The organism is Sorangium sp. So ce204, assembly GCF_051526795.1.
Taxonomy (GTDB): domain Bacteria; phylum Myxococcota_A; class Polyangia; order Polyangiales; family Polyangiaceae; genus Sorangium; species Sorangium cellulosum_B.
Window position 1 is genome coordinate 3,120,527 of the sequence record NZ_CP150317.1, and the last position, 17,345, is coordinate 3,137,871.

The 17,345-nt window shown below is 69.9% G+C and carries 14 protein-coding genes; 5 read left to right on the forward strand and 9 right to left on the reverse strand.

Going from position 1 to position 17,345, the window contains the following annotated elements; translation table 11 throughout:
- Positions 1-407: 407 nt before the first annotated feature.
- From WMF22_RS11895 to WMF22_RS11905, 3 genes are all read left to right on the forward strand, one after another.
- Entirely contained in the window at positions 408-1,106 is a 699-nt protein-coding gene (locus WMF22_RS11895) for an RNA polymerase sigma factor (protein ID WP_438035823.1), read from the forward strand.
- Entirely contained in the window at positions 1,103-2,344 is a 1,242-nt protein-coding gene (locus WMF22_RS11900) for a FecR domain-containing protein (RefSeq protein WP_438035824.1), read from the forward strand. The genes WMF22_RS11895 and WMF22_RS11900 overlap by 4 nt, the downstream gene beginning before the upstream one ends.
- Before the next feature lie 158 nt (positions 2,345-2,502).
- The gene (locus WMF22_RS11905; protein WP_437299220.1) at positions 2,503-3,663 is read left to right on the forward strand and encodes a hypothetical protein; all 1,161 of its coding nucleotides are present in this window, start codon (positions 2,503-2,505) and stop codon (positions 3,661-3,663) included.
- Positions 3,664-3,831: 168 nt separating this feature from the next.
- Here the strand turns inward: WMF22_RS11905 and WMF22_RS11910 are convergent, their stop codons facing one another.
- Together WMF22_RS11910 and WMF22_RS11915 are read right to left on the reverse strand one after the other, a co-directional pair.
- On the reverse strand, positions 3,832-4,065 hold the full coding sequence (locus WMF22_RS11910) for a hypothetical protein (protein WP_437299221.1): 234 nt from the start codon (positions 4,063-4,065) through the stop codon (positions 3,832-3,834).
- The gene (locus WMF22_RS11915; RefSeq protein ID WP_438035825.1) at positions 4,062-4,703 is read right to left on the reverse strand and encodes a sigma-70 family RNA polymerase sigma factor; all 642 of its coding nucleotides are present in this window, start codon (positions 4,701-4,703) and stop codon (positions 4,062-4,064) included. The genes WMF22_RS11910 and WMF22_RS11915 overlap by 4 nt, the downstream gene beginning before the upstream one ends.
- Before the next feature lie 126 nt (positions 4,704-4,829).
- Between WMF22_RS11915 and WMF22_RS11920 the strand changes: the two genes are divergently transcribed.
- A complete protein-coding gene (locus WMF22_RS11920) occupies positions 4,830-5,360 on the forward strand; it encodes a YkgB family protein (protein ID WP_437299223.1) in 531 nt (176 codons plus the stop codon).
- A gap of 164 nt (positions 5,361-5,524) precedes the next feature.
- On the opposite strand, the gene WMF22_RS11925 is transcribed toward WMF22_RS11920, so the two are convergent.
- Both WMF22_RS11925 and WMF22_RS11930 read right to left on the reverse strand, forming a co-directional pair.
- On the reverse strand, positions 5,525-6,868 hold the full coding sequence (locus tag WMF22_RS11925; RefSeq protein WP_437299224.1) for an endo-1,4-beta-xylanase: 1,344 nt from the start codon (positions 6,866-6,868) through the stop codon (positions 5,525-5,527).
- A 381-nt stretch (positions 6,869-7,249) separates the two neighbouring features.
- A complete protein-coding gene (locus WMF22_RS11930; protein ID WP_438035826.1) occupies positions 7,250-7,429 on the reverse strand; it encodes a hypothetical protein in 180 nt (59 codons plus the stop codon).
- Between the two features lie 120 nt (positions 7,430-7,549).
- On the opposite strand from WMF22_RS11930, the gene WMF22_RS11935 reads away from it, so the two are divergent.
- Positions 7,550-8,353 carry an alpha/beta hydrolase family protein gene (locus tag WMF22_RS11935; RefSeq protein WP_438035827.1) on the forward strand — a complete coding sequence of 268 codons (804 nt, stop codon included), beginning with the start codon at positions 7,550-7,552 and terminating at the stop codon, positions 8,351-8,353.
- Positions 8,354-8,506: 153 nt separating this feature from the next.
- On the opposite strand, the gene WMF22_RS11940 is transcribed toward WMF22_RS11935, so the two are convergent.
- From WMF22_RS11940 to WMF22_RS11960, 5 genes are all read right to left on the reverse strand, one after another.
- Positions 8,507-9,640: a hypothetical protein gene (locus WMF22_RS11940; RefSeq protein WP_438035828.1), complete on the reverse strand. Its 1,134-nt coding sequence runs from the start codon at positions 9,638-9,640 to the stop codon at positions 8,507-8,509.
- Positions 9,641-9,959: 319 nt separating this feature from the next.
- Entirely contained in the window at positions 9,960-11,549 is a 1,590-nt protein-coding gene (locus tag WMF22_RS11945; protein ID WP_438031578.1) for an IS1182 family transposase, read from the reverse strand.
- A 186-nt stretch (positions 11,550-11,735) separates the two neighbouring features.
- Positions 11,736-12,434: a hypothetical protein gene (locus WMF22_RS11950; RefSeq protein ID WP_438035829.1), complete on the reverse strand. Its 699-nt coding sequence runs from the start codon at positions 12,432-12,434 to the stop codon at positions 11,736-11,738.
- Positions 12,431-15,676, reverse strand: a complete 3,246-nt coding sequence (locus WMF22_RS11955) for a DNA methyltransferase (RefSeq protein WP_438035830.1) — start codon at positions 15,674-15,676, stop codon at positions 12,431-12,433. The genes WMF22_RS11950 and WMF22_RS11955 overlap by 4 nt, the downstream gene beginning before the upstream one ends.
- Positions 15,677-17,008: 1,332 nt before the next feature.
- Complete coding sequence (locus WMF22_RS11960) at positions 17,009-17,236, reverse strand: hypothetical protein (protein WP_438035831.1); 228 nt, start codon at positions 17,234-17,236, stop codon at positions 17,009-17,011.
- Between the last annotated feature and the right edge of the window lie 109 nt (positions 17,237-17,345).

A 17,345-nucleotide genomic window follows, 5' to 3' on the forward strand; every position in this document is an offset into this window, starting at 1 on the left:
GACGGCCACGCCCGCGCTGCCCGGAGCCACGCCACCTCCGAGCGACAGGAAGCAGTCCCCGTCGAAGCCGGCCTCGACTTCGCCCTACGGGCGGTATTGAGCCGCATCTCCGCCCGCACCGCTAGCGCGACAGACGGGTTGAAAGCACGAGAAAAAGCAGGAATTTCACGGGGAGGCGGGGAGGCGGGGAGCGAGAGACGGCAGGAGAAAGAACTTCATTTTTTTTCTTCCTCCCCGCCTCCCCGCCTCCCTGTGAAAATTCTCCGGGTTTCAACGTGATAGGTGTTCTCCGCGCGAGCCAGAGGTGGGTCAGCGCAGGGGTGCTGGAGGCAGCGCCGGCGGGGGCAGTCCTCGGCGCGAGAGGCAGCTTCTGACCAGCCTGCTTTCGGGCGGACCGGCTACTGTGCATGAGCATGGGAACCGCCGAGCCACACCCCCCGAGCCGCCGGCTCAGGCTCGTCTCCGCCCAGGGCGCCGGGGGTCAGCCCGCGCCCGCGCCCGCCAGCGACGAGGAGATCCTGCTCGCCTTCCAGCGGGGCGAGCGAGGGATCGGCCTGCGGCTCTACGAGCACCTGCTGCCCGCCGTCGACCGGACCCTGTACCGGATCCTGGGTTGCCGCGAGCAGGACCACGCCGACCTCGTGCAGGGCGCGTTCGAGCAGATCGTGAGCACACTTACCAAACGCCGGTTCGCGGGGGAGTGCAGCCTGGCGGGCTGGGCGTCCGTCATCGCCTGCCATGTCGGGCTGAGCGCGCTGCGCGCCCGCCGGCGCGAGCGGAAGGTCATCGATCGCACGCCGGGGTCGCCGGAGCCTGGCGCTGGGCCCGAGCCGCCCTCGCAGGGCGCCGACCCCGAGCGCGAGCTGAGCGCGCAGCGCGATCTCGAGGCCCTGCGCCGGCACCTCGCGGCGATGGACGGCGACCGCGCGACCGCGCTGCTGCTCCACGCCATGGGCTATTCCCTCAAGGAAATCGCTGACTTGACCGGCGTTTCCGTGGCCGCGGCCCAGTCGCGGCTGTCGCGGGGGCGGCGGGAGCTCCAGGCGCGCTGTGAACCCGAGGCGGCGGCGCCACGCGACCCCGCTCGACCCGAGGAGCCACGATGAAGCAGGACGACGTTGACACCACCCCGGAGGATCGCGCCGCGGCGGCTGGCGTGGACAGCGTGGAGGCCTCGCTGCGGGCGCTGGTCGAGCAGCCGGTGCCGCCGCTGCCCAGGGTCCAGGCGAGGTACCTCCAGCAGCGGATCGCCGGCCGCATCGACCAGCTCGTCGCCGGCGCGGCCGAGCGGCGCGCCGGCGTCGCCCGGCGGAAGCGGGCCGCCCTCGGCGCGGCGGCGCTGGCGGCCGCCCTGACCGCGGCGGCCGCCGGCGTCTTCCTCGTGGTCCGGGCGCGCGACGCCGCGCCCGCCGCGGCGCAGGTGACGGCGCTCCAGGGCTCGGTCGAGATTGCGGCCGGGGGCGCGACCCGCTCGCCGCCGTCGCTGGCCCTCGTGCCGCTCGCGAGCGACGAGGAGCTCCGGACCGGCGAGGGCGCGCTGGCGAAGGCGTCGCTCGCGACGGGCGCCACCGTCGAGGTCGGGCCCTCGACGCGCGTGAGGTTCGCGCCGGTGGGCGCCGGGCGCGACCGCGCGGGTGACGTCGTCGCCCTCGAGCAGGGCAGGATCGCCGTCGATGTGCCGCCGCTGCCGGCAGGCACGAGCCTGTCGGTGCGCACGTCGGACGCCGTTGTCACGGTGCACGGGACGCGCTTCTCCGTCGAGCGGCGCCCCGACGCGGCGGGAGAGCCGGCCGAGACGCGCGTGTCGGTCGTCGAAGGCCGGGTCGCCGTGCACCGCGGCGAGGTCGAGCGCTTCCTGAGCCCGGGCGAGACGTGGTCGTCCCGCGACGAGGAGCGCCGGTCGGACCGCCCCGCCGAGGGACGCCCGGGCGACGCGCCGGCGCCGCCTCGCGACCCCGGACAGGACAGCGCCGCCGGCGAGGGCGGCAGGGGCGACGGCGCCGGCGAGGGCGGCGCGGGGGATCCGCGCGCGCCGCGCGACGCGCGCCAGGCCCCGTCGCGCGCCTCGCTCACGGCCGAGAACGAGCTGCTCCAGGGCGCGATGGCGGCGCGGCGGCGCGGGCAGCCGCGGCGGGCGATCGAGCGGCTCGATCTCCTCCTCGGCCGCTACCCGGACTCGCCGCTCGCCGAGATCGCCCGCGTGGAGCGCCTGCGCGCGATCGAGATGCTCGGCGACAAGGAACGGACGGCGGCCGAGGCGCGCCGGTACCTCAAGGACTACCCGCAGGGCTTCGGGCGCGAGGAGGCCACGTCCGCCTCCCGCCCCGGCGGCGCTCGCCCCTGAGCGCCCGCGCGCGGGGCCGCCTCGATTTTTTTTCACGAACCCTGCCTGCTCCCGGCGCCTCCGGCGACCTTCACTTCATCGAGGAGATCATCGCGCCGGCGATCGGGTTCGCCGGCTGCGCTCCATGTCGTGCTTGCTTTCGAGTTGGGAGGATCCCGATGCGTTCATTCGCGTTGACAGGGTGGTTCTGTGGTGGGCTGTTGTCGCTCGCGGCCTTCGGCGCGGGCTGTTCCCTATCGGGCACGGGAGGCGCAGACGGCCGCATCGTCTCCGGGGAAGACTGCGTCCCGTCGGACGACGAGGGCGGCGCGCCGGCGCCGAGCTTCCCGGGATCCGGCATGTCGGGCGCCGGCGACCCCATCACGGCGGATCTCGATCCGCTCTCGTGCGGCGCGAGCGCCCGGGGTGTCCCCGTGGACGGGACCGCCCAGGTCGACTGCTATTACACGAACAGCGACCCGACGACCCCGATGGCCTTCGTCGAGCGGGTCGTCGAGATCGCCGAGAGCGAGGAGCTCGTGCACGTGCGGCTGACGCTCAACCCCGCGTTCGTCGACAACACGTATGGCGAGACGGCCATCGGGTGGGGCGGCGGCGAGGAGCCCGCCGGCCCGCAGCCTGGCGGCCCGAAGCCCGGCGACCCGAAGCCCGGTGACGCGCCGAAGCCGAAGGGTCACGGGGGCCACACGTTCAAGGATCTCGTGGGCAGCGACAAGGCCCAGTTCCAGCTGACGAACGGGAAGGGAGAGCTCGTGCTCGACTTCTACGTCGACTACATCTCGGCCGACGAGGCGAGCCCCTCGGGGTATGCGTCGCTCGGCGTGCTCGGCGGGGAGGGCAAGATGCTCCTCGGAGACGCCGGCGCCGTCGTCGCGGCGACCACCTCGCTCGACCGCGATCTCAACGCGTGCGGGTACGGCGCGTACCTCGAAGACTCCCCGGAGACGGACGAGAGCTACACCCCCAACTCGGAGACACCGAACTGGGATTACCGCGTTGTCTACGACGTGTGGGTGAGCGCCTCGGCGTTCGGCGCCGCCGGCTTCGGCGACGCGACCATCAGCTATGTGCACGCCTCTCCGAGCAAGTACCCGTCGGACACGGTCACCGTGACGCCGGGGCCGTGCCCCACGCCGACGACGTGTGAGGGCGACGACCCGCCCGCCGGCGGCGGCGGGGGCAGCGATGCGGGTGAGGATCCGGGTGGAGGCGGGGAATGCAAGGAGTCGGGTGGGGAGTGCAAGGCCAACGCGGACTGCTGCTCGGACAGCGACGTGTGCCTGAGCGGGGTGTGCGAGCCCATCGTGATTCCGCAGTGAGCCGGTGATATCCCCGGCGCCGGCGCGCCGGCGCGGCGGCGCGCCGGCGCGCCGGAGCCAGGGACGTGCTGACGAGCGAGGTCATGGTCCTCGCCTCCGGCCGCCGGAGGGGAGCCCGAAGCACGAGAGGCTCGGGCTCCCGGCGCGACGGCGGGAGGCGCTCGACGGTCAGCGCGCGGCCAGCGCGAGCAGGCAGGCGCGCAGCTCCTCGGCGCACTCGGGGCACAGGTCGAGGTGCTGCGCTGCCTCGCGCAGCGCCTCCGGCACCGGCGCGCCCTCCGCGACGAGCTCGGCGTACCACGGCGCGTGTTCCAGCCATTCGTCGCAGGTCAGCTCGTCGGGCTTCGTCGCGAGGACGGCCGTGGCCAGATCGCGGATCTCTTCCTGGGACAGGCGCTTCATGGCGCTCCTCTCGGGGGCATCCCTCCCTGGGAGGGGAGTTCGAACGCTTCTCTCACGTCGTCCTCGCTGAAGCCGCCCGCGGCGAGGCCTTGTCGCAGCTTGCGGCGAGCGTCGTGGGTCAATTTGTACAGGGCATTCCGGTTCATCCCGAGCTGCGCGGCGACCTCGGCCTGGGGCATCCCCTTGAGCTCGGCGATCAACGCCTGGCGCTGCCGCTCGGTCAGCTCGGTATCGAGCACCTCGTACAGGGCGGCGATCATCCGTTCCCTGGCCACGTGGGCGTTCGCGTCAGGAGCCGCGATGGCGCTCGGCTCGCCCGTGCTCTCGGTGAGCTGATCCAGCGACACGTCCTTCCAGCGGGCTCGCCGCAGCTCGGTGAGCGCCACGCGGATGGAGATGGTGATCGCCCACGTGGTGAATCGGCTGGCGCCCCGGAAGGAATCGAGCGCGCCCAGCACCTTCAGCGTGGCGTCCTGGGTCAGGTCGTCGATCAGGGCGTCCCCTACGCCGGCGCGTCCGGCCAGTGCCCGCTGCAGGCCTCTCCGCACGATGTGTCGCAGCTCGGCGACAGCGGCGCTCGCCTGCGCGCCGGGTTCACGGAGGAGCCGCAACCACTCCTCGTTCTTCCGCTCGTTCATCCGGCCGCCTCGAAAAGATTCTCCCTCCGAAAGTAAGAGCCGGAGCCCCCATGGCGTCTCAGGGACGGAGACGGGGACGCCGAAGAGGCAGCCCCGAGCGACCGAATCCACGAGGGAGAGGCCACCATGTCGACCACCGATCGTACCGTCCAGCTCGCCGACGTCCAGGTTACGAACCGCACCGCGCCCAGCTTAGCCGCGTGGGGCGTCCGGATCGAGGCCCTCGGCGGCCGCCTGCTCCGCGCTGGTCTGGCGCTCACGCTGCTGTGGATCGGCGGCATGAAATTCACGGGGATCGAGGCGCAGGCGATCCGCCCGTTCATCGAGAACAGCCCGCTGTTCTCGTGGACGTATCCTGTGCTGGGGTTCCAGGGAATGTCCAACCTGCTCGGCGTCACGGAGATCGCGATCGGGCTCGCGATCCTGTCCCGGCCGTGGTTCGCTCGGATCGCGGCCGCCGGCAGCCTGCTCGGTGTGCTGACGTTCCTGAGCACGCTGAGCTTCCTGATCACGACGCCCGGGGTGTGGGCGGATGAGATCGGCGGGTTCCCCGCGATGGGCGCGCTCGGTCAGTTCCTGATCAAGGACGTGGCCTTGCTGGCGATCTCGGTCTGGTCCCTCGGGGAGGCGCTGCGCGCCGCAGGTCGCGAGGCGTAGGGCTCGATCCCCCCGAGTTATCCGGGAAGATTCACAGGGAGGCGGGGAGACGGGGAGTGAAATCCCATCAATCTCCCCGTCTCCCCGCCTCCCTGTTCAATTTTTCTCTGAGAATGTGAACTGGTGTTCCCCGTCGCCGTCGCCGCCGCGGCTCGCGGAGGAGGCTACTTGCCCAGCAGGGCGTTCATCACCCTGTTGTAGGTCTCCTTCTTCCCGTACTGGTCGTTGAAGAGCAGCGACTGCGAGCTTTGCCCGTTGCACAGCGCCCCGCTCCAGCTGTTGAGCCACGACCTGCCGTCGTTGATCCCCCAGAAGGTGATGGCGGTGCACTTGGGCTCCTTGAAGCAGGCCGCGACGATGTCGTGGTAGTACGTGAGCTGCTCCTCCGCCGTGATCACGCCGCCGCAGCGGTTGATGTCCATCTCGGAGATCAGCACCTCCAGGCCCAGGTCGGTGAAGCGCTTCAAGTTCGCCGCCACATCCGCTCCGGTGGCCTCGTTGTTCGGCGGACCGATGTGCATCTGGAACCCGACGCCGTCGATCGGGACCCCCCGATCGACCATCCCCTTGATCATGTTGTAGACGAAGTCGACCTTGTCGTTGCGCGCGTCGATGCTGTAATCGTTGTAATAGAGCTTGGCCTTCGGATCCTGCTCTCTCGCGATCTGGAAGGCGAGGTCGATGTACGATTCCCCGATCTGGTTGTAGAACACCGTGGGCCTCATGCGGGGATTACCGACCCCGGTGTCGCTGTCGGTCTGGACGGCCTCGTTGACGACGTCCCAGTGGTCGAGCCGGTCCTTGAAGTGCCCCATGACCTGGGTGATGTGCCTGCGCATGGCCGCCTCGACGTTGGCCTTCCCGGTCATGGAGTTCATCCAGCCAGGCAGCTGGCTGTGCCACACCAGGGTGTGGCCCTTGACCTTCATGTTGTTCTGGCGCGCCCAGTTCACGATGTTGTCCGCGGAGCCCCAGCTGAAATTCCCCGCGCTGGGCTCGAGCGCGTCCCACTTCATCTCGTTCTCCGCCGTCACGTAGTTGTGCTCGGCGGCGGCGACGCGCTTGTAGTCGTTGTTACCGAGACCACCGCCGGAGATGGCCGCTCCGATCAGCAGCGGGGGGTTCGCCTTCTCACCGGCCTCCCTCAGCGTGCTGGCGCTCGCCGCAGGGACTCTGGCGCTGGCGCCGCCGCCTGTACCATCGCTGCCGCCCGTGCCCTCGCCGCCGGTGCCCGTGCCGCTCGTCGCGCCGCCGCCGGTGCCGCTGGTCGCGCCGTTGCTGGTGCTCGTCGTGCTCGTCGCATCGCCGCCGGTGCCGCTGGTCGCGCCGTTGCTGGTGCTCGTCGTCTCGCCGCTGCTCGTCGTCGCGCCGTCGCTGGTGCTCGTCGTGCCGCCGCCGGTGCCGCCCGTCGCGCCGCCGCTGCCGGTCGTCTCCCCGTCACCGCTGTCCGAGCAGCCGACTGCACACAGGATCGCCGAGAGGAGAAGTGTAAAGGGTGCTGATCTCATGCTCGCATGCTCCAAAGTAAAATGTATTTACTAACTCACGCGACCTGGTGCCTTGATCATCCGCGGGTCCACGTCGCGCGCGGGCGGCACCCGAGGTGGTGCCGAACCGGCAGTATATCGGCCGCTGTCTCCCAAGCATACAGCTTCACGAGGCGGACCCGAAGGATAAGGGGCTCCGGAACGGAATTCCAGGTCTGTTTGAGAATTTTGACATGGGGATAATGTGCGCCCGAGACCGGGTCGGTAGGGCGCCCCACACGCGGCTCGCCGTGCTCCTGGGGTGCACCTGCTGCTGGGGCGCACCTGCTGCCCGGATCGAGCGGGAGGTCGTCGTCATGGACCTCGCTGATCGCGTTGCGAGACGTGTTTTCGCGCCGTCATTCAGAGGCATCGGGGAGAGGGGAAGGTGATCGTCACATTCCGGATCTCCTGGCGCGCGGTGGCGTCGCCCGTGCCGGCGGCGAAGCCATGAAAGAACCTCGACCCGACGGGGAAGCCGGGGATGGTGAACCCCTGGAACAGGCTCTTGCCGTCGATGATCGGTGGCTGTGAAGATGACATGCCCTCTCGATCCTCGGCGCGACAACGGATCGCGTGGAGGATGCAGAGCACCCTCGCGCCAGCCCGCATGCGGCGCATGCCTACCCGATCGAGGCGAGCGCACCTCCAGGAATCCGGGGGGTGAAGGTCGGGATCCTGCCGAGCACGGCGCGCCGCGCCCTCTCCCGGTGTTCGACCGGCGTGCGTCTCGACGAGCGGCGCCGGTTCATGGCATGGATGGGCCTCATGGCCGAGCGATCCATCTCGATCCCGATCGTCGATAGCACCCCTGTCTCGGGCGTGATCCACGTCCCGAGGACGCGGGCGAAGCGCTCCGGCGTGGCCGTCGTGCTCGGCCATGGCGCCGGCAACGACATGAACGCGCCCCTCGTGGTCGACGTCGCCGGGCGGCTGGCAGCGCGCGGGCACACCGTGCTCCGCTTCAATTTCGTCTACAAGGAGCTCGGCCGGAGGGCGCCCGATCGGCAGCCGCTCCTCGAGAAGGCGTTCGAGGCGGCGATCGAGAGGATGCTCGAGGACCGGCCGGAGCGCCTCGTGATCGGCGGCAAGTCGATGGGCGGGCGGATCGCGTCGCTCCTCGCGGCCCGCGGCGTCCGCGCGGACGGGCTGCTGTTCCTCGGCTATCCGCTCCACCCCGCGGGCAAGCGCGCCCCGCTCCGGGACGCGCACCTGCCCGCGATCCCCGCGCCGCTGCTGTTCCTTCAGGGCACGCGCGACCCGCTGTGTGATCTCGCGCTCCTCCGGCCCGTCCTGAAGCGCCTCGGGCAGCGGGCCAGCCTGCACGTCATCGAGGGCGGCGACCACTCGCTCGATCTCCTCAAGTCCGCGGGGCGGACCAGGGAGAGCGTGCTCGGGGAGATTGACCTGGCGATCGACGGTTGGCTGAAGGCGCGGGTCCTCGCCCAGCGCCAGAAGGCGCCGTGATGGGGAGTGCCCGCCGCACGGCGCGCCGGCCACGACCACGTAAACGTTCGGATGCTGGAGAACGCGGCCCGAAGCGTGGTTAACGCCTACGCCGGCCGTCCGCGACGAGCGGCGCGCTCGATGAGCCGCCGTCGTCGCGCTCGCGGCGCGGCGTCAATTGATGATGGCCGGGTCCTCGATCGTGAAGCACTCGACCGACGACGCCGCGTATTTGATCGCGTTGTACCAGAACTGCGAGATCTGGAAGACCTGCGCCGCGGATCTCTCGTAGCAGGGGCTGTTCGGGTCCGTGTACATCTGCGGATTGAGGCACGCGGCCGTCCCGCGCCACTGGCCCGAGTAGGTCACCCACTCGTCGCCGAACGCGACGACATGGCCCTTGCCGATCTCCTCGTGCACCGCGAAGTTGTTCCTGCCGTCGGTGCTGTCGACGGTCGCGGTCGTCGATTTGATTGAACGCGCGATGTAGGCGCCCACGCTCTGGATGTTCCTGCCGAGCGGCGTGTCCTGGTTCCAGGTGCCCACGCTCGTGGGGAGGTCGCCGCCGAGCGGCAGCGAGCCGCCCCAGCAGTTGCAGTTCGCGCAGCCGCTCCGCGCGGGATCCAGGAGGCCGTCGGCGTTGAACTGGATGTCGGTGAACGAGAGGAGCTGGTTGGTCGCGGTGATGTCGTGGATGGTGCATCCCTGTCCATTGCACTGATAACCGCTCAGCGCGATGAGGCCGCCGCCGTTGTTGACCCAGTCCTTGAGCGCGTTCACCTCGTCCGGCGAGAACTGCCACGGCGCCCCGTCGTCGTTCTGGGCGCCCTTCGTCACCATCCACTGGAGGAGGATCACGTCGTACTTGGCGAGGAACTCCGCCGTGAGCGTGGGTTTCTCCCTGTTGTAGTTGTCGACCTGGGCCGTGCTCTGCGTGTTGAGCCAGTCCTGGAGCGCCGTGGTGCTGTCGCTGCTGCACGGGCCCCAGACGCCCTCGCGGCCGATCGACGCGATGTTGATGCAGGTGCAGTTGCCCGCGTCGTCGCAGGTCGTCTGGTGACCGGCGTCGGGCGGCGGCTCGCTGCCCGGTCCCGAGCTCGTCAGCCCGATGTCGCCGCCGATATCGTCGCCGGTGCTGGTGCTGCTGACGCTGCTGGTGCTGCTGCTGCCGCCGGCGCCGCCGCCGCCCTGGCCGACCGCGCCATTCCCCGTTGTGTTGCCGTTGCCGCCCGATGAACAGGCGATGACGGGCAGCCAGAGCGCTGCGAGCACAGCGCAGCAACGCGTCGCGAAATGAAGGCTCGTCATGATCCATGAGACTATCACTTCCCGCGCCTGGCCGGAGATCCAAAATGGGGGAGGCTCGCCACCCGAAGCGCTACAGGCTGCTTGATTTCCAGCGCCAGCCGCGCGAGATCCTTGCGCGACAGCTCCGGCGTGAGAGTCGCCCCATGCTCGACCGGCCGGACAGGCGCGAGCGCGAGCAAGGATACGAGGCGAGGCGATCGACCCTCGCGGTGTCTTGGGCGCAGCTATGCGCACGTGTGGCTGCGGGTGCGTGTGGTGTGGGCGAAAGAAAGCGGTGCTAGAGCAGCGAACATATTGAAAATTGTCTGATTCCAATAGTTTACGCAGCCTCCTGGACCAGCCGCTGGGCAGCCTCGAGATTCTGGATCGCTGCGGCGCGCCGGAGGTCGAACAGGTTTCTCCTGGCGCCCATGTAGCGCGCGCTGTGTCCTTTCCGCGCCGCGATGTGGGCGAGCGCATGCTCCACAGCGGTGCGCTGCCTGAGCACGGCGCGTCCTGGTGCGGTCTGCTGTAGCTCCCGGAACTTGCTCTGCAGCGCTTCGTCTTCGGCGATGGACACGGTCCGCCCTCGTCCCGAGGCGGCTTGGGTGCATCTGGTTCGGAGGGGGCATGCGCCACACTCCTCAGGATCGAACTCGACCGTGTCGCCGGGCTCGAACGCTTCGACCTGTCCCGCCGGGCACGTGATCGTCTTGGTGCGCAGGTCGATGTTGAAGTCGCGCTTGCTGAACAAGTCGGGACTGCGAGCCCGCTGGCCCCAAGGCTTCGAGAACACCTTACCCTTCGCGTGGATCACGTCGCCAACGACGGGACTATTCACGTAGGCGCGATCAATGTGGAGTTCGGCGATGCGCAGCCGCTGATGCTGGATGTCTTTGGCGATCGGCACGGCTCCCTCTTCTTCGGGCCGATTCGCGGGCGTGACCGCGCAGGCGACAATGACGGGAAGGTCAAGGTCTCGTGCGATATGTTCCTTGTAGCCGTCAAACCGTTTCGAGCGGCTCTTTCTGCCGTGGCGCATCTCGGCATCCTCAATGGAGACGCGGCGGTCAGGCGCGACGCCTTGCCGGATGCGAACGGTCCCGTCTTCGGCTGTTTCCAGGTCCTGGCCCCGAACCTGTGTGATGGCATCGAGGTAGGGACGAAGGGGTTGCTCGACGACGTCGTCGAGGTGACGGTCCACCCACTGCTGTAGCGAGGACACCTGCCGCTCCAGCATCTGGATGGCCAGCACCTTCTGTTTCGGGTCGCTCCAGTCGAGGTCGAGCCCGGCCTTGATGCTGGGCGCCAGGAGCAGGGGGATGCGAGCCTTGCGGCATATCTCCTCGGGCGGTCGATCCATGATCTTCGACACGACGCGTACGATGCTGCGTGCAGCATGGCCGAGCAGGTTGATCGTGTCCTCAACCCGCCCGGCCCCCGCTAAAGGGCGGCTATCAATGGCCACGCGCAGCGCTTTGGACACCGCACGCCTCTCGCCCTCCGTCATAGCGCCGGACCGAACGAGCGCCACGGTCCGCTCCAGCAGCACTCGGTCCATCTCGTGCGCGAGCATCCGCTCTCGGAATGCTTGCAGCGCGCCCTGCGAGAACGGGGGCGTAGCCGCACCCAGGCAGCCGAGCACCATCTGCCAGCGCAGGTCGACCACGGACAGCTCCACCGCCTCGGCATCCGATGCGCCTACGTAGCCTTGGAGCAGCGTGACCATGCACATCAGCGCCGGCGGATGCGGCGGCTCGCCTGCCCCCGTCGTCCGGTACATGCCCTCCAGCTGCTCCTGGAACGTCTCATCGAACAGCTCGTGCCGGTGCAACCTGAGAAAGCCGAACAGTGCTCTCACGCGTGTCAGCCGCTTCATCAGCGACTGCTCCTGCCGCGACAGCTCCACCGGCGGCGACCATCGTTCCATCCGTGCACCTCCGGCCGCGGACGAGATCATGGCCCGGCGAGACGGTCGAGCCTTCCATCGAAGCGCATAGAATTACCGCAAAATCAACCTGATCGGTCCTCTAGGGGAACGGTTGGGAGTGCTGGCGCCGGAAGCGTGCTACGCGGTTTCGTGAACGCTCTCAGGACTTGCGTTTGGCACACAGCGTTAGACGTCGACGCGCCGGGTCTCTCGGGAGAATTGAAGGTCTCCCTCGGGGGCGTCTCCGTGCACGTCCAGACGAACTCTTTCAAGCCGCGGAGCAGCTCGTCTTCGCAGCTCGTCTTCGGTGAGCGTCTCACGAACCCGGATCGCCTCGGCGACCAGGCTCGCTTCTTCCTTCGTGAGCTCGTCCGAGCGAAAATCCGCGGGAATTTCCGAAAGCGCCGCGCAGCTCTCGAAGTTTCTCTCGATGAGATCGGCAGACCTGGATTTCGGCCCGCACATCAACCCATCCTTGGGTAAGGCCATCAGCGCTTTGAACTGACGAACCGCGGCTCTACAGACCTCGGCGGCGACCAGGATCTCGCTTTTTCTGCACCGTTTCAGCTCTGTCTCGAGCTCATCCACGGTGGCTTCTCGTTCGGGAGTGCTTTGTCTCTCTTCTCCTGGAGGAGCCTCGGCCGCAGAGGCGGCCGCTCGCGGCGCCGAACGGGCGGCCAGTTCTTCTCGACATGTAGCGAGCGCTCGCCGGTCTCTCCGCATCCAGGGATCCGAAGTAGGCTCCGCTCTCCTTTCCTTCGCGGGCGTCCTCCGGTCCAGGAGCGATCTGCCGACCAGTACGCCAGAGCCAAAGGCAGGGACGAGCAAGAGCGTCGCTCCGAGAACACGAATGGCGTACCCCGTTTTCTTGGCGTTCTCCGTCACGACCCGCCCTCTGCTCCAGCCTGCTTCTCCTCCGCGGCGCGCGCCTCGTTCAGCGCGAACAGCCGGTCGATCAGCGCGTCCTCGAACGCGCTCCGCGCCTGCCGCTCTCCCGGGGTCGCGGGCTCCGCGTACGGGGGGACCTCCACGCCGTCGAACCCGTAGGCCGCCAGGACGGCCCTGTCCATCTCCTCGTGGAGGCCGCGCAGCTCGACGATGCTCGGCTCCTTGCACCTCGGGTCCTTGATGAGGTTGTACGTCTCCGTCAGCCCCAGCCGCGACGCCAGCATCCACCGCGCGCGGGCCGCGTAGAGGCGCTCGCCGGCGGCCTCGACGCGGCCGCCCTCGGCGAGGTGGTCCGGGCGAGGGAAGGGGAACGTCTCCACGCAGTCCGACGGCGCGTACCGGAGGCCCTCTCCCATCGTCGAGGAGAGCAGCCGTGCCCACGTCTCGTGCGCGCGCGACTGGAGGACGGCGAAGCGCGCGTGGTCGTCGATCGCGAACACACACAGCTGGTCCGAGAACGTCCGGCCCGCGGGCTGGAAGGCGAAGCAAAGGTGCTTCGTCACCCGCGCAGCGACGAGGCACCGCTCGAGCGGCGCGATCGTGCGCCGGAGCTCGGGCCGCGTGTTGGCGAACTGCCACCAGCGCGCCCGGTGGCCTGCGTCGATGCCGGTGCCCTTCAGGCGATCCCGCGCCGGCTTCACCCGGGTCCGCACGATCGAGAGCAGCGCGGGCCACCGGCCGGCCTCCTCGAGCCCGCGCTCGCCGAAGTCGATCACGTGACGGTGCGGGCTGTGTGAAGGGGACGAGTTGACCTCCTCGCCGCCGAGGAACGGGCGGAGCACCTCGCCGGACGCCGGATCACCCGCGAGGATCGCCCGCGCCTCGCCGTCGGTCAGGACGAAGCCGTCGCCCCGGAGGAAGCAGCCGATGAAGCACAGATCCCGGCTGGCCCCGAGCGGGCGCGGGTCGGGGCGCTCGGGCATCGCGCGCAGGTGCGAGTTGATGTGGCCCACGGGCACGCCGTCGAGCCGCGGCGGCGGCACGCCGTCGCCCGGCGACATGCCCAGCGCGAGGTGCACGACGGCGACGTGGACCGCGGCGTCTCCCGGCCACGGGACGCTGCGCACGGCGTGGTAGATGATCGCGCCCCCCGCCTCGACGAGCGGCCTGAGGCCCGAACGCCGGGTGTCGCCCTGAGCTATCGTGTTCGTGGCGATGAGCCCCACCGTCCCGCGGCGCCCGAGCAGCGCGGCCGCGCGGCGGAAGAAGTGCGCGGCCAGATCGGTGTTCTTCGTGGCGCCGTGCAGCTGCTCGAGCCACGCGGCGTAGCGCTCGCCGTGATCCGTCGAGATCCGCTTCCCGCCCAGGAACGGCGGGTTCCCGACGAACGCGCCGAGCCGCGCCGGCCGCGGCCCGCGGGCGTCGCCGGGCTCGCCCGGGTGCGGCTCCTGGAACACCTCCGGGAGCTCCAGCGGCCAGTGGAATGCAGGCAGCGGCGGCGGCCCCCCGGGGGTCCCCTCGCGGAGCGCCCGCTGCATCGACAGGAGCTCTTCCGAAGGCGGCCCGCCGCCGCGGAGCCATGCGATCGCGAGCTCGGCCCGCCGAGCGCGCTCCTTCAGCCGGTCACGGTCCTTCTCGTGCGCGAAGAACGCCCCCACCACGAGGTCGCCGAGCAGCCGCGCCCGGGCGATCGCCTCGTCCGCCTCCTCGGCCAGCCGGGCTCGGGCGATTGCCTCGTCCGTCTCCTCGGCGAGCCGCCGCCGCAGCTCGAGCGCGCGCGCCACCGCGGCGTCGACCTCTTCGTGGAACGGCGGCGCCGGCGCCGCGGGCTTCCAGTGGAAGCCGCGCAGCTGGGCCAGGTCGAGGCCGACGAGCGAGTCGCCGTGCCGGAAGGCGTGATCGACGAACGTGAACGGCTCGTCCTGCGCGCGCGTCACGAGCCAGAGCGACAGCCTCGCCAGGCTCACCGCGAAGGGGTTCTTGTCGGCGCCGTAGAGGCAGCGCCGCGCGACGAGCCGCCGCGCGTGGCTCACGGCGCCCTCGGCCGGCAGGGAGAGCCGCGCCGCCGCCGCTGCGTCGCCGCGCGCGGCCTCGCGCGTCCAGGCGGCCACCAGCTGGTCGGCCAGGTACCGGCACGCCTCCATGAGGAACGCGCCGGAGCCCATCGCCGGGTCGCAGATCGCGAGCCGGAGGAGCGCCTCGGACGCGGGCTCCTCGCCCAGCTGCCGGAGCAGCGGCTCGAGCGTCCGCGCGACGATCGGCGCGGACAGGCTCCTCGGGGTGTAATGCGAGCTCGTCCGCCGCCGCTCGGCGATCGGCTGGAGGAACAGCCGCCCCGCCCCGAGCACGTCGGTGTCCCTCGCGCGCAGCGGTCCGAGCGCCTCGAGGACGCCGGCCGCCGTCTCCGCGGCGACGAGCGCCTCCCCGAGCCTCGCCGCCTCCCGCCGCGAGATGCCCGCCCGCGCCGCGAGCCACGCCGTCCGTCGCGCCGTCGGCTGCGCGAGCGCCTCGGCCGCGCTCACCCAGACCCTGTCGGGCCGGAGGCACACCGTCGGCCCGGCGGCGCGCTCGACCCGGTAGCCCATGAGCGCCTCGTAGAGGCCGCCGAGCTGCTCGACGTCGATCGCCCGGTACGACAGCGGGCGCCCATCGAGCACGAGGAGGCGCTCGAGCACCGCGTGCACCGTGGCGTCGTCGACCGACGGCGCGCGCGGCGCGCGCGTCCCCGCGTGTTCCGCCGGCCCCGCGTGTTTCGCTGGCCCTGCGTGTTCCAGGAACGGGTATCGCTCGGGGTCGAAGAGCTCGCCTCGCCGCGCCGGCAGGGTCAGCTCGGGGCGGCGGAGCCCGTGGAAGATGGCGCGGAACAGCGCGACGAGCCGCGGCCACGCCCCGAAGCGCCGCCGCAGCGCGCCCGGGCGCGCGCCGCGCTCCGCCGCGAGCTCTTGGAAGAGCGGGCGCACGCCGAGGTGCGCCGCGTAGTACGGGTCCGAGGCCGGCAGGAGCCCGCGGTCCTCGGCGTGCAGCAGGAACACGAGCCGGAGGATCGCGGTGAGCAGGCCGCCGTGGAGGTGCTCCGGGCCGCTGGCCAGCGCGTCCTCGAGCGCGCCCGACCCGTCGCGCTCGGCCGCGTCCTCGAAGCCGCGGAGCAGGACGTCGAGCGCGTCGAAGGCCCGCTCCGCGAGCGCGCCCGCGACGTCTGCCTGCTGCGCCCTGCTGTCCCCGGGGACGGGCTGATCCATGCCGAGCGCCCGGAGTGTACGCGAGCGCCGCGCGATCCGCTGCAGGTTCTGCCGGCGGATCGCCGGCGCGGCGGGGCGACCCTCCGGAGCCTCCCGGGGCCGACGCGCGCGGTCTTCAGGGCCTGGCCGGCCGATCAACGGACCGGTACGTGGTTCGTGTCCGGCAACCTCCCGATGAGGCGGCCGCCGTGTCGTCCAGCGCGACGCCTCGGGCTGCGCGTCCGCGGCGCTCTCCCTCCCGGCGCCCCGGAAAGACGGTAGCTGCCGCCGGTGTTCGACGGATCTACCCGATGGTGCTGGACAGCATGTCGGCCTTGCTGCGCAGAGCCGGATCGTGAGATTGTTCGAGGGCGAGGTCACGAGATGCGGCGAACTCGACGGACCTGGTCCGGCGGCTCCGGCCGACCCATCGAATGATAGTTAGCCGCCGGGAGCAGACAGATGCCTACAGCGCCGACATTCAAAGCTCGGAAGGCCGAAATCAGTGGGCACTTGTTCGAGAATCCGAGCGCGGGCGTACCTCGCGGAATCTATTGGTCCTGCAACATCGACTTCGCTCCGATCCTGGACGCACCGGAGAGCGAGGAAGATGGCGAGGGGTGGCCGTGCATATTGCTCTGCGACTGGATAACCTGGCCAGTCCGCAGTTGGCGGGAGATGGATGGATTGACGCTTGAGAGTTGCGTTGGTCCTCTTGAAGTCGAGGCATCGTTGTACTTCTTCGGACGGCATCAGTCGCTTTCACGTGTCGAGTTGTCATTTCAACGATCACGAGCTGATTGCTTTCGTGTCCGGGGCGGATTTCTGGCAGACCTCGATGATATCGCTGGAGGTATGCTCCACGGAGTGACGTCAGGGTTTGACCTTGAAGGCCGCTTTACCGGGCTCAGTGTGCTTCCGGACAATCTTTTCCCCAAGCCGAAGTCCGAAGCACAGGCTATCGACGCTCTCGGGGAGTTTGCCGACCTTCAAGCGTATGAAAGACCGCAGTGGGAAGGAACAAGCTGGCTGTTCAGGCCGAGGATCGATGATGCAGCCGGCTAGCATGCGCTTGCGTAGGCCGTGCCTATCCGGACGCTGCTCAACTCGGACATGGAAGCTGACGAGGCCCTCGGTCGCTGCGCTGCCTCGGGACCTCGCAGCTTAACGTCAGTCGTAGGGCAGGCGGTGCCGGATGACTGCGCGTCGCGCGACGGCGCGCGCCGGCATGGACGCGGACGCGATCCTCGGCGAGGCGTTCGACGTGCTGAAGCGGGTGGACTCCATCGAGCGCAGCTGCCAGAGGGCGTGAGCCGCCGGCGGCGCGCGGCGCAAGGTTAGCTGACGCGCGTCTCATCGGTTGCAGCAGAGCACGTGCGTGTCACCGGGGACGATTTCCCCGCTCACCACCGTGGAGTCGGTCGAGGGGGCGCAGGTAGGCTCGTCCTTCGTGAAGATGGACCGCACCGCGCCGATCCGCCCCTCAATCGTGTCCGTGCAGAGCGGCCGATCCAGTCCGGAGATGAGAATGGTTCCGAGCTCGTCGGAGCATGCTGCCTGCCCGTACAACGTGGTCTGCACGCGGCAATCGCCGCGGCTCGGCTCGCCACAGGTGCACGGGCTGCACGTGCGCGTGTCGTTGTAGACGGGGAACTCCCACCGTGTGTCGTGACCGTCCCAGCATTCTCCG